Genomic DNA, 11,364 nt, shown 5'->3' on the forward strand with positions numbered 1-11,364 from the left:
TCCGACTCTATCAGATCTTTCCGACCCGATTTCCTCGGCGCTTTCCAGGTTCCCGCTTCCGCGTTTCCCTTTCCGGCGGTTCCGACTTTATCAGAGGTTCTGAGTCGGATTTCCCGCCCCTCCGGGAGCGTCCTCCGGAGCGCACGAGGCGTCCTGGCTTCCCGTCCTGGCGGAGCCGTAAACGTACTGGAGCGGGGCGCCTCGATGCAAATCGAGGCGCCCCGCCGCTAGTTCAGGCGTACGAAGGATCGAACGCCGTGTCAGACCTCCACGACGACCGGGAGGATCATCGGCCTGCGCCGGTAGGTGTCCGACACCCACTTGCCCAGCGTGCGGCGGATGAGCTGCTGCAGCTGGTGGACCTCCGCGACGCCCTCCTGGCCCGACCGCTCCAGCGCTTCGGAGATCTTCGGGACGACGTCACCGAAGGCGGAGTCGTCGATGCCCGAGCCGCGGGCCTGGATGTGCGGACCGCCGGTGATCTTGCCCGTGGTGGAGTCCACCACCACGAAGACCGAGATGATGCCCTCGTCGCCGAGGATCTTCCGGTCCTTCAGGGCGGGCTCGCCGATGTCGCCGACGGAGAGGCCGTCGACGTAGACGTAACCGGCCTGGACCTTGCCGGAGATCCTGGCCTTGCCCTCGACGAGGTCGACGGTCACACCGTCCTCGGCGATGACGATGCGGTCGTGCGGCACGCCCGTCATGGCCCCGAGTTCGGCGTTGGCGCGCAGGTGGCGCCACTCGCCGTGCACCGGCATCAGGTTCTTCGGGCGGCAGATGTTGTAGAAGTACAGCAGCTCGCCGGCCGAGGCGTGGCCCGAGACGTGCACCTTGGCGTTGCCCTTGTGGACGACGTTGGCGCCCCAGCGGGTCAGGCCGTTGATGACCCGGTACACCGCGTTCTCGTTGCCCGGGATGAGCGACGAGGCCAGGATCACCGTGTCGCCCTGGACGATGCGGATCTGGTGATCGCGGTTGGCCATGCGGGACAGGGCCGCCATCGGCTCGCCCTGCGAGCCCGTGCAGACCAGCACGATCTCGTGGTCGGGCAGGTCGTCCAGGGTCTTGACGTCCACCACCAGGCCCGGCGGGACCTTCAGGTAGCCGAGGTCGCGGGCGATGCCCATGTTGCGGACCATGGAGCGGCCGACGAAGGCGACCCGGCGGCCGTACTCGTGGGCCGCGTCCAGGATCTGCTGGATGCGGTGGACGTGGCTGGCGAAGCTCGCCACGATGATCCGCTTGCGCGCGCCGGCGAAGACCTGGCGCAGCACGTTGGAGATGTCGCGCTCGTGCGGGGTGAAGCCGGGCACCTCGGCGTTCGTGGAGTCGCTGAGGAGGAGGTCGATGCCCTCCTCGCTGAGCCGGGCGAACGCGTGCAGGTCGGTCAGCCGGCTGTCCAACGGCAACTGGTCCATCTTGAAGTCGCCGGTGTGCACGGCCATGCCCGCGGGGGTGCGGATGGCGACGGCGAGGGCGTCGGGGATGGAGTGGTTGACGGCGACGAACTCGCAGTCGAAGGGACCGACGCGCTCGCGGTTGCCCTCGGCCACCTCGAGCGTGTACGGGCGGATGCGGTGCTCCTGGAGCTTGGCCTCGATCAGGGCGAGGGTCAGCTTGGAGCCGATCAGCGGGATGTCCGGCTTCTCACGGAGCAGGTACGGGACGCCGCCGATGTGGTCCTCGTGCCCGTGGGTGAGGACGATGCCCTCGATGTCGTCGAGACGGTCCCGGATCGACGTGAAGTCCGGCAGGATCAGATCGATTCCGGGCTGCTCCTCCTCGGGGAAGAGCACTCCGCAGTCGACGATCAGCAGGCGGCCGCCGTATTCGAAGACGGTCATGTTCCGGCCGATCTCGCCGAGGCCGCCGAGCGGGGTGACCCGCAGGCCTCCTTCGGGGAGCTTCGGGGGCGAACCGAGTTCAGGGTGCGGATGACTCAAAAGACTCTCCTCAACCACCCACGCCACGTACCGGCGGGCACGTGGCGTGGGTGACGTTCGTGCATGAGCAGTTGTCGTTGTGGATTGCGGGCACCGGTGGCCCGCCTCTTCAGTTGTGAAGCCCGGTGGAGAACCGGGCGGTGCGAGAGATCTCGCGAAGTCTTGTTGTCAGAGCTGTACCCCGCCGGCGGCAAGATCGATCTTGAGCTGCTCGGTCTCTTCGGGAGTGAGCTCGATCATGGGCGGGCGGAGCGGTCCGCCGGGCAGTCCCCGCAGGGCGAGCGCGGCCTTGGTGGTCATGACGCCCTGGGTGCGGAACATGCCGGTGTAGACCGGGAGCAGCTTCTGGTGGATCTCGGTGGCCTTCTGCACGTCGCCGGAGGTGTACGCGTCGACGAGGGCGCGCAGGTCCGGGGTGACGACGTGGCCGACGACCGAGACGAAGCCGACCGCGCCGATGGAGAGCAGCGGCAGGTTCAGCATGTCGTCGCCGGAGTACCAGGCGAGGCCGGAGCGGGCGATGGCCCAGCCGGCGCGGCCGAGGTCGCCCTTCGCGTCCTTGTTGGCCACGATCCGCGGATGCTCGGCCAGGCGGACGAGCGTCTCGGTGTTGATGGGCACGCCGCTGCGGCCCGGGATGTCGTACAGCATGACGGGCAGCCCGGTGGCGTCCGCGATGGCCGTGAAGTGCCGGTACAGGCCCTCCTGCGGGGGCTTGTTGTAGTACGGCGTGACGGTCAGCAGGCCGTGGGCGCCGGTCTTCTCGGCGGCGCGGGCCAGCTCGATGCTGTGCTGGGTGTCGTTGGTGCCGACGCCGGCCACGATGTGGGCACGGTCTCCGACGGCCTCCAGGACCGCCCGTACGAGGTCCGCTTTCTCCGCGTCACTGGTGGTGGGGGACTCGCCGGTGGTGCCATTGATCACCAGGCCGTCGTTGCCTGCGTCCACCAGGTGGGTGGCGAGCCGCTGCGCGCCGTCGAGGTCGAGTGCGCCGTCCGCCGTGAAGGGCGTGACCATGGCGGTGAGGACCCGCCCGAAGGGGGTCTGCGGAGTCGAGGTCGGAGCCATGGGTAACACGCTACTCGCTGCTCACTGCGGGGTCTGCCCTCGGGTCGGGCGACAAGTCGTGACAAGGATGGAGCCCGGCACTGCCTGCTCGGGGGTTCAAGCAGTGCCGGACCCGTTTGATCAGGCTAGATGAACTTCACTAAATGCCGCAATACGGACACTTCACGCGGCTGACCCGTACATCTGTACCGGCCCGGAAAGCACTTACGGCGCGACCCGTCCGTTGGCGTTGAAAGCGGCGTAGGTGAGGGGCATGAGCTCGGCCCAAGCGGCCTCCATCCGCTCGCCGACCATCTCGATCTCCCGCTGCGGGAAGGACGGCACCTGGGCCAGCTCGTGCTGGGTGCGCAGGCCGAGGAAGTGCATCAGCGAGCGGGCGTTGCAGGTGGCGTACATCGACGAGTACAGGCCCACCGGGAGGACCGAACGGGCGACCTCGCGGGCGACGCCGGCTTCGAGCATCCGGCGGTAGGTCCGGTAGGCGTCGCGGTAGGAGTCCTCCATGGCCCGCCCCACGAGCTCGTGCTGCTCGGGGGTGCCCTCCACGAAGACGTACTTGCCCGGGCGGCCCTCCTGCACCAGCTTGCGGGACTCGCCCGGCACGTAGAAGACCGGCTGGAGCTCCCGGTAGCGGCCGGACTCCTCGTTGTAGGACCAGCCCACCCGGTGCCGCATGAACTCGCGGAAGACGAAGATCGGCGCACTGATGAAGAAGGTCATCGAGTTGTGCTCGAAGGGGCTGCCGTGGCGGTCCCGCATCAGGTAGTTGATCAGACCCTTCGAGCGCTCCGGGTCCTTGTTCAGCTCGTCCAGGGACTGCTCACCGACCGTGGAGACGCGGGCCGCGAACAGCACGTCGGAGTCGGCCGCGCTGTGTTTCACGAGTTCGACGGTGACGTCGCTACGCAGATCGATCTTGAAGTCGTCGTCGGGGGTCACGGTTCGCAGGGCCTTCCGGTCTCGTCGCTTGAGGACGCCACTCTACGTTCGGCGCCGGGGCGCGAAGAAGTCGGTGACAGTGGGCACCCCGGTGCTCGTTCGTTCGTCTGTATCGGTGAGAATGACTCGTTCGATCCGTGAAGGGAGAAGCACCCCAGATGTCCCCTCGGCGTGAGCCCGTCCCGTTCGCCTTCGTCTCCGAGGCCGACAGGTTCCGCAGCAATGTCACCCCGCCGCCCCGCGAGCGGGCGTCCGTCGGCCGCATGGCCGGCCGCTGCCTGTTGGGCCTCACCATCGTCGCCGGTCTCGTGGGGTCTCTGATCCTCGGGATGCCGGCCCTGTCGATCAGTCACTCCCCCGCCCAGACACCGCAGTCCCAGGCGTCCCCCGGGCACTGAGCCGGCCGTGACCGCCCGGCCGGCCGTCCGGCGCGGCCCGTGCGGAGCGGAAGGCACCGGCTCTGTCCCCGCGGGTGGTGAGCGGGGACACAGGCGGATAACCTCACCGGGCACAGCCCACGCCTGGAACGAGTGAGGACCCGCCGTGCCCCTGCCCTTCCTGACGGCCGACCGTGCCTTCGACACCGCGGGCGACGTCGCGCTGCCGTTCGACGACCGCGAGCGCTGGCGGCGCCCCTACCGGCCCGGCCCGTGGCGGGTGGGCTCGGCCGCCCTCCTGCTGCTGCTCGCCTCGTTCGTACTGTTCGCGGCGGTCGTCATCGCGCTGACCGCCAGTGTGTCCGAGGCCGGGTTCTGTTTCGGTGTCGCGCTGGTGGTCATCGCCGGGGCGCTGCGGCTGCTGCGCATGGGCGTGTGGGTGAGCCCGCGCGGACTGCGCCAGGTCTGCTTCCTCGTCAGCCGTACGACGCCGTGGGCGCGGGTCGTCAGCGTGCGCACGGTGCAGCAGCCGGTGCGCTGGCTGGGACTGCCGCGCACGGTGCAGGGCCAGGCGCTGGTGCTGGTCCGCGGGGACCGCGCCGACGGTGACGCACCGCCGCTGCTGACCACGCACAACGCCGACTTCCTGGGCCGCGTCGAGGCGTTCGACCGGGCGGCGGACGCGGTGGAGGCGTGGGCCGAGGAGCAGCGGCACGGCTGACGCGCGGGTGACGTCGCTGGGCCCGGACCGCACACGCGGTCCGGGCCCAGCGGCTTACGGCGGTCGGCGGCGGGGTGCGCGGGCGTCAGGCGGCCTCGACCGGCGGCTTGCCGTCGTGCAGGGAGATGGCCCGCTGCATCGCCTTGCGGGCGCGGGGGGTGTCCCGGGCGTCGTGGTAGGCGACGGCGAGGCGGAACCAGCTGCGCCAGTCGTCGGGGGACGCCTCCGTCTCGGCCTTGCGCCGGGCGAAGACCTCGTCCGCCGAGTCGCGGTCGATGCGCCCACCGGGCGTGCGCCGCAGCTCGTCGACGGGCAGGCCGCCCTCGGCGTCGAGTTCGGCGGCGAGCCGGTTGGCGTTGCGGACGAACTGGGTGTTCTTCCACAGGAACCACAGGCCGATCACCGGTAGGACCAGCACGGCGATCCCGAAGGTGACGGTCACCGGCGTGCCGGACTCGACGAGCATGACGCCGCGGCTGCCGACCAGGACGAAGTAGAAGACGAGGACGGCGGCCGTGACGAGGTAGGTGATCTTGGCGCGCATGAGGGGGCTCGGGCCTCAGTTCAGGTCGAGGAAGTGTTCCAGGCCGAAGGTCAGCCCCGGAGTGGTCGCCACGCGGCGCACGCCGAGCAGGATGCCCGGCATGAAGCTGCTGTGGTGGAGGGAGTCGTGCCGGATGGTGAGGGTCTCGCCCTCGCCGCCCAGCAGGACCTCCTGGTGGGCGAGCAGGCCGCGCAGCCGCACGGCGTGCACGGGCACCCCGTCGACGTCGGCGCCGCGGGCGCCCTCCAGGGCGGTGACGGTCGCGTCCGGCGCCGGGGCCGAGCCCGCCCGGGCCCGGGCCTCGGCGATGAGCTGTGCGGTGCGGGTGGCGGTGCCGCTGGGGGCGTCGGCCTTGTTCGGGTGGTGCAGCTCGACGACCTCGACCGACTCGAAGTACGGCGCCGCGATCTGCGCGAACTTCATGGTCAGCACGGCCCCGATGGAGAAGTTCGGCGCGATGAGCACACCGGTCTCCGGGAACTGCGCGAGCCAGCCCCTCAGCTGCGCGAGGCGGTCGTCGGTCCAGCCGGTGGTGCCGACGACGGCGTGGATGCCGTGCCGGACGCAGAAGTCCAGGTTGCCCATGACCGAGGCGGGGGTGGTCAGCTCGACGGCCACCTGGGCGCCGGTCTCCACCAGGGTCTCCAGCTTGTCCTCCCGGCCGACGGCGGCGACCAGTTCCATGTCCTCGGCGGCCTCGACCGCTCGTACCGCCTCGGATCCGATCCGGCCCTTGGCACCGAGGACCGCCACGCGCAGCTTGCTCATCTGTTGCTTCCTTACCGGGGGGGATTAGGCGACGGCGTCGTGCAGACGCGAGGCCTGCTTGTCCTTCAGCGGGCCGATGACCGACAGCGACGGACGCCGGCCCAGGACGTCCCGGGCGACCGTGCGGACCTCGTCCGGGGTCACCGCGGCCATCTTGGCGAGCATGTCGTCGACGGACATCTGCGCGCCCCAGCACAGCTCACTCTTGCCGATACGGTTCATCAGCGCACCCGTGTCCTCCAGGCCGAGGACCGTGGAACCCCGCAGCTGGCCGATGGCGCGGCCGATCTCCTCGTCGGACAGGCCGTGCTCGGCGACGTGGTCGAGTTCGTCGCGGCAGATCTTCAGCACGTCGTGCACCTGGCTCGGGCGGCAGCCCGCGTACACGCCGAACAGGCCGCAGTCGGCGAAGCCGGAGGTGTAGGAGTACACGCTGTAGGCCAGGCCGCGCTTCTCCCGGACCTCCTGGAACAGCCGCGAGGACATGCCGCCGCCGAGGGCGGTGTTCAGCACGCCGAGGGCCCAGCGGCGGTCGTCGGTGCGGGGCAGGCCGGGCATGCCGAGGACGACGTGCGCCTGCTCGGTCTTGCGGCCGAGCAGCTCCACCTTGCCGGCCGTGCGGACGCTGCGGTGGCCCTCGCGGGGGCCGATGGGCGCGGCGTCGAGGTCCCCGAGGGCTCCCGCCTTCTCGAAGGCGGCGCGGACCTGGCGTACGACCTTCTGGTGGTCGATGTTGCCGGCGCAGGCGACGACGAGGTGGGTCGGGTCGTAGTGCTTCCTGTAGAAGCGGCGGATGCGGTCGGCGGTGAGCGCGTTGACCGTGTCGACCGTGCCGAGGACCGGGCGGCCGAGCGGGTTGTCCCCGAAGATGGTGTGCGCGAACAGGTCGTGGACGCAGTCGCCGGGGTCGTCCTCGGTCATCGCTATCTCCTCGAGGATCGCGCCGCGCTCGACGTCGACGTCCTCCTCCTGGATCAGCGAGCCGGTGAGCATGTCGCAGACGATGTCGATGGCGAGCGGCAGGTCGGTGTCGAGCACGCGTGCGTAGTAGCACGTGTACTCCTTCGCCGTGAACGCGTTCATCTCGCCGCCGACCGCGTCCATGGCGGCGGAGATGTCCAGGGCGGACCTGCGTCCGGTGCCCTTGAAGAGCAGGTGCTCCAGGTAGTGCGTGGCGCCGTTGAGCGAGGGGGTCTCGTCGCGGGAGCCGACGTGGGCCCAGATGCCGAAGGTGGCCGAGCGCACGGAGGGCAGGGTCTCGGTGACGATGCGCAGGCCTCCGGGGAGGGTGGTCCTGCGGACGGTGCCGATGCCGTTGGTGCCCCTGATCAGGGTTTGGGTACGGGCGACGGCCCGCGCCTCCGGAGAGGTGCGGGCCGTCGCCTTGAAGCCACGGGACGTCACTGGTCGGCGTCGTCCTTCTTCTCTTCGCTGCCTTCTTCGCCCTCGATCACCGGGACGAGGGAGAGCTTGCCGCGGGAGTCGATCTCGGCGATCTCGACCTGGACCTTCTGGCCCACGCCGAGGACGTCCTCGACGTTCTCCACGCGCTTGCCGCCGGCGAGCTTGCGGATCTGCGAGATGTGCAGCAGACCGTCCTTGCCGGGCAGCAGGGAGACGAACGCACCGAAGGTGGTGGTCTTGACGACCGTACCGAGGTAGCGCTCGCCGACCTCGGGCATCGTCGGGTTGGCGATGCCGTTGATCGTGGTGCGGGCGGCCTCGGCGGACGGGCCGTCGGCGGCACCGATGTAGATCGTGCCGTCGTCCTCGATGGTGATCTCGGCGCCCGTGTCCTCCTGGATCTGGTTGATCATCTTGCCCTTGGGGCCGATGACCTCGCCGATCTTGTCGACCGGGATCTTCACGGTGATGATCCGCGGCGCGTTGGGGGACATCTCGTCCGGCGTGTCGATCGCTTCCATCATCACGTCGAGGATGTGGAGGCGGGCGTCACGGGCCTGCTTGAGGGCGGCGGCCAGGACGGAGGCAGGGATGCCGTCCAGCTTGGTGTCGAGCTGGAGGGCGGTGACGAACTCCTTGGTGCCGGCGACCTTGAAGTCCATGTCGCCGAAGGCGTCCTCCGCACCGAGGATGTCGGTCAGGGTGACGTAGTGCGTCTCGCCGTCGATCTCCTGGGAGATCAGGCCCATGGCGATACCGGCGACGGGGGCCTTCAGCGGCACACCGGCGTTCAGCAGCGACATGGTGGAGGCGCAGACCGAGCCCATCGACGTCGAGCCGTTGGAGCTCAGGGCCTCGGAGACCTGGCGGATCGCGTAGGGGAACTCCTCGCGCGCCGGCAGGACCGGGACCAGGGCGCGCTCGGCGAGGGCGCCGTGGCCGATCTCGCGGCGCTTGGGGGAGCCGACGCGGCCGGTCTCGCCGGTGGAGTACGGCGGGAAGTTGTAGTTGTGCATGTAGCGCTTGCGGGTCACCGGGGAGAGGGTGTCCAGCTGCTGCTCCATGCGGAGCATGTTCAGGGTGGTGACGCCCAGGATCTGGGTCTCGCCACGCTCGAACACGGCGGAGCCGTGGACCCTCGGGATGGCCTCGACCTCGGCGGCCAGGGTGCGGATGTCGGTGACACCGCGGCCGTCGATGCGCTTCTTCTCCTTGATGACGCGCTCACGGACCAGGGTCTTGGTCAGCGAGCGGTACGCGGCGGAGATCTCCTTCTCGCGGCCCTCGAACTTCGGCAGGAGCTTCTCGGCGGCGAGGGCCTTGATGCGGTCCAGCTCGCTCTCGCGCTCCTGCTTGCCGCCGATGGTGAGCGCCTGCGCGAGCTCGGAGCGGACGGCGGCGGTCAGCGCCTCCAGGACGTCGTCCTGGTAGTCGAGGAAGATCGGGAACTCGGCGGTCGGCTTGGCGGCCTTGACGGCGAGGTCCGACTGCGCCTTGCAGAGCACCTTGATGAAGGGCTTCGCGGCCTCGAGACCGGCGGCGACGACCTCCTCGGTGGGGGCCTCGGCGCCGCCCTTGACCAGCTGGATCGTCTTCTCGGTGGCCTCGGCCTCGACCATCATGATCGCGACGTCGCCGTCCTCCAGGACGCGGCCGGCGACCACCATGTCGAAGACGGCGTCCTCGAGCTCGGTGTGCGTCGGGAACGCGACCCACTGCCCGTTGATCAGCGCGACGCGGACGCCGCCGATCGGGCCGGAGAAGGGCAGGCCGGCCAGCTGCGTGGACGCGGACGCGGCGTTGATCGCGACGACGTCGTACAGGTGGTCGGGGTTGAGCGCCATGATCGTGGCGACGACCTGGATCTCGTTGCGCAGGCCCTTCTTGAAGGACGGGCGCAGCGGGCGGTCGATGAGGCGGCAGGTGAGGATCGCGTCCTCGGAGGGGCGGCCCTCACGGCGGAAGAAGGAACCGGGGATCTTCCCGGCCGCGTACATGCGCTCCTCGACGTCGACCGTGAGCGGGAAGAAGTCGAGCTGGTCCTTGGGGTTCTTGGAGGCGGTGGTGGCCGACAGCACCATGGTGTCGTCGTCCAGGTACGCCACGGCGGAGCCGGCGGCCTGTTTGGCCAGGCGGCCCGTCTCGAAGCGGATGGTACGGGTGCCGAAGGAGCCGTTGTCGATGACGGCCTCGGCGTAGTGGGTCTCGTTCTCCACTAGCGTTTTCTCCGTTACATGTCGTCTTTGTCCCGTCCGGCCCGTGTGGCCGGGGGGACGGTGGCGGAGAAGCGCTCCGTCTGGTGCGGGCCGGTCTTCGATCGAAGCACCCGGGGCTCGCTTCCCCCCGGGGGCCACTACCGAGGACCGGCGGCGGCGAGGTGCGCTTCTCCTCGTTCGTGGTGCGTGACCGTGCCTGGCCCGGGACGGGCAGGCCCTGTCACGCCGTGTCGTACGTCGTGCGTTGTGCTACCACAGTACAAAGTGCCGGTGACACTCCGCACGTTTCCGCACGTACGGCAAAGGGAGCGGCTCCCTGTCTCCCGGGAACCGCTCCCTTCACGGCGTCTTACTTGGCGCCCGCCGCACCGCGGCGGATGCCGAGGCGCTCGACCAGCGCACGGAAGCGCTGGATGTCCTTCTTGGCGAGGTACTGCAGCAGCCGGCGGCGCTGACCGACCAGGATCAGCAGACCACGGCGGGAGTGGTGGTCGTGCTTGTGGGTCTTGAGGTGCTCGGTCAGGTCGGAGATCCGACGGGACAGCAGAGCGACCTGCACCTCGGGGGAGCCGGTGTCACCCTCCTTGGCACCGAACTCGCCGATGATCTGCTTCTTCGTAGCGGCGTCGAGCGACACGCGTACTCCTCATAGTCTGTGAGTGGCCACCGAGTGCCCCCGGTCTGCGTCTCGGGAGAACTTCCATGACTCGGAAGGCGGGGATCCGCTGGGCGCGGCCTCCAGGGCCTGCAGGGGCTACCTGCGGGGGCTCCGGGGGTGCGTACACAAACGGCCGTCACTCAGGGTACCAGGCGGTTGCGGGCCGCTTCGCCGCACTCCCGGGAACCCCGCTGGTGGGGGCACGGCGCGCACTAGGGTGAGCGGTCGGACCGTACGGACGTGGGGAAGGGGTCGCTGCGCGATGGCGGAGACGGAAGCGGAGATCAAGGCACGCAAGGAGCGGGAGCGCGACGAGCTGTACGCCCTCGACATCTCGGGCGTGGAGTGGCACTGCGCGCCGGGCACGGAGGAGCACGAGGAGCGCGTCGAGATCGCCCATCTTCCCGAGGGCGCCGTCGCCATGCGGTCCTCCCTCGACCCGTCGACGGTACTGCGTTACACGGAGGCCGAGTGGCGGGCGTTCGTGCTCGGGGCGCGCGACGGGGAGTTCGACCTGGAGCCGGCGCCCCACGACGGGGGGCTCGCGGCGGAGTGAGCGCCGCACGCGGCCGGATCGCGGTGAGACGGGACCGGATGCGGTGGGGGGGGGTGGGGCGCGCGCGGGGCCCCCCCCCCCCCCTCCGGGGGCCCATCAGTGGGTCAGCCCCGCGCGCGCGTAGCCCGCCCGCCCCACCAACATTGCCTTGGGGGTGTGTTAGGAGC

Annotated in this window: 11 protein-coding genes; 3 read left to right on the forward strand and 8 right to left on the reverse strand. The window is 69.9% G+C overall.

Going from position 1 to position 11,364, the window contains the following annotated elements:
• Positions 1-260: 260 nt before the first annotated feature.
• The 3 genes from ACF1A5_RS32485 to thyX all read right to left on the reverse strand — a co-directional run bounded on the left by ACF1A5_RS32485 (position 261) and on the right by thyX (position 3,962).
• A complete protein-coding gene (locus ACF1A5_RS32485) occupies positions 261-1,946 on the reverse strand; it encodes a ribonuclease J (RefSeq protein ID WP_392196460.1) in 1,686 nt (561 codons plus the stop codon).
• Positions 1,947-2,114: 168 nt separating this feature from the next.
• Positions 2,115-3,014 carry a 4-hydroxy-tetrahydrodipicolinate synthase gene (gene dapA / locus ACF1A5_RS32490; protein ID WP_392196461.1) on the reverse strand — a complete coding sequence of 300 codons (900 nt, stop codon included), beginning with the start codon at positions 3,012-3,014 and terminating at the stop codon, positions 2,115-2,117.
• Between the two features lie 204 nt (positions 3,015-3,218).
• Positions 3,219-3,962, reverse strand: coding sequence for an FAD-dependent thymidylate synthase (gene thyX, locus ACF1A5_RS32495; RefSeq protein WP_392196490.1), 744 nt, complete (start codon positions 3,960-3,962; stop codon positions 3,219-3,221).
• Between the two features lie 149 nt (positions 3,963-4,111).
• Between thyX and ACF1A5_RS32500 the strand changes: the two genes are divergently transcribed.
• A complete protein-coding gene (locus ACF1A5_RS32500; protein WP_392196462.1) occupies positions 4,112-4,351 on the forward strand; it encodes a hypothetical protein in 240 nt (79 codons plus the stop codon).
• A gap of 145 nt (positions 4,352-4,496) precedes the next feature.
• Complete coding sequence (locus ACF1A5_RS32505) at positions 4,497-5,051, forward strand: hypothetical protein (RefSeq protein ID WP_392196463.1); 555 nt, start codon at positions 4,497-4,499, stop codon at positions 5,049-5,051.
• A gap of 85 nt (positions 5,052-5,136) precedes the next feature.
• Here the strand turns inward: ACF1A5_RS32505 and ACF1A5_RS32510 are convergent, their stop codons facing one another.
• The 5 genes from ACF1A5_RS32510 to rpsO all read right to left on the reverse strand — a co-directional run bounded on the left by ACF1A5_RS32510 (position 5,137) and on the right by rpsO (position 10,620).
• Entirely contained in the window at positions 5,137-5,595 is a 459-nt protein-coding gene (locus tag ACF1A5_RS32510) for a hypothetical protein (protein WP_392196464.1), read from the reverse strand.
• Positions 5,596-5,610: 15 nt separating this feature from the next.
• Entirely contained in the window at positions 5,611-6,363 is a 753-nt protein-coding gene (dapB, locus tag ACF1A5_RS32515; RefSeq protein WP_392196465.1) for a 4-hydroxy-tetrahydrodipicolinate reductase, read from the reverse strand.
• Between the two features lie 24 nt (positions 6,364-6,387).
• The gene (locus ACF1A5_RS32520) at positions 6,388-7,767 is read right to left on the reverse strand and encodes a M16 family metallopeptidase (RefSeq protein WP_392196466.1); all 1,380 of its coding nucleotides are present in this window, start codon (positions 7,765-7,767) and stop codon (positions 6,388-6,390) included.
• Complete coding sequence (locus ACF1A5_RS32525) at positions 7,764-9,983, reverse strand: polyribonucleotide nucleotidyltransferase (RefSeq protein WP_392196467.1); 2,220 nt, start codon at positions 9,981-9,983, stop codon at positions 7,764-7,766. Before ACF1A5_RS32525 ends, ACF1A5_RS32520 begins: the two co-directional genes overlap by 4 nt.
• Before the next feature lie 349 nt (positions 9,984-10,332).
• The gene (gene rpsO / locus ACF1A5_RS32530; RefSeq protein WP_392196468.1) at positions 10,333-10,620 is read right to left on the reverse strand and encodes a 30S ribosomal protein S15; all 288 of its coding nucleotides are present in this window, start codon (positions 10,618-10,620) and stop codon (positions 10,333-10,335) included.
• 283 nt (positions 10,621-10,903) lie between these two features.
• Between rpsO and ACF1A5_RS32535 the strand changes: the two genes are divergently transcribed.
• Positions 10,904-11,197: a DUF397 domain-containing protein gene (locus ACF1A5_RS32535; protein ID WP_392196469.1), complete on the forward strand. Its 294-nt coding sequence runs from the start codon at positions 10,904-10,906 to the stop codon at positions 11,195-11,197.
• Positions 11,198-11,364 lie beyond the last annotated feature (167 nt).

The organism is Streptomyces sp. NPDC014864 (assembly GCF_043081525.1).
GTDB lineage: Bacteria > Actinomycetota > Actinomycetes > Streptomycetales > Streptomycetaceae > Streptomyces.

What these genes read in the sequence shown, in the direction of transcription:
- dapA (WP_392196461.1), bottom strand. Translation starts at nt 3,014, where the DNA reads ATGGCTCCGACCTCGACTCCGCAGACCCCCTTCGGGCGGGTCCTCACC.
- ACF1A5_RS32500 (WP_392196462.1), top strand. Translation starts at nt 4,112, where the DNA reads ATGTCCCCTCGGCGTGAGCCCGTCCCGTTCGCCTTCGTCTCCGAGGCC.
- ACF1A5_RS32510 (WP_392196464.1), bottom strand. Translation starts at nt 5,595, where the DNA reads ATGCGCGCCAAGATCACCTACCTCGTCACGGCCGCCGTCCTCGTCTTC.
- dapB (WP_392196465.1), bottom strand. Translation starts at nt 6,363, where the DNA reads ATGAGCAAGCTGCGCGTGGCGGTCCTCGGTGCCAAGGGCCGGATCGGA.
- ACF1A5_RS32535 (WP_392196469.1), top strand. Translation starts at nt 10,904, where the DNA reads ATGGCGGAGACGGAAGCGGAGATCAAGGCACGCAAGGAGCGGGAGCGC.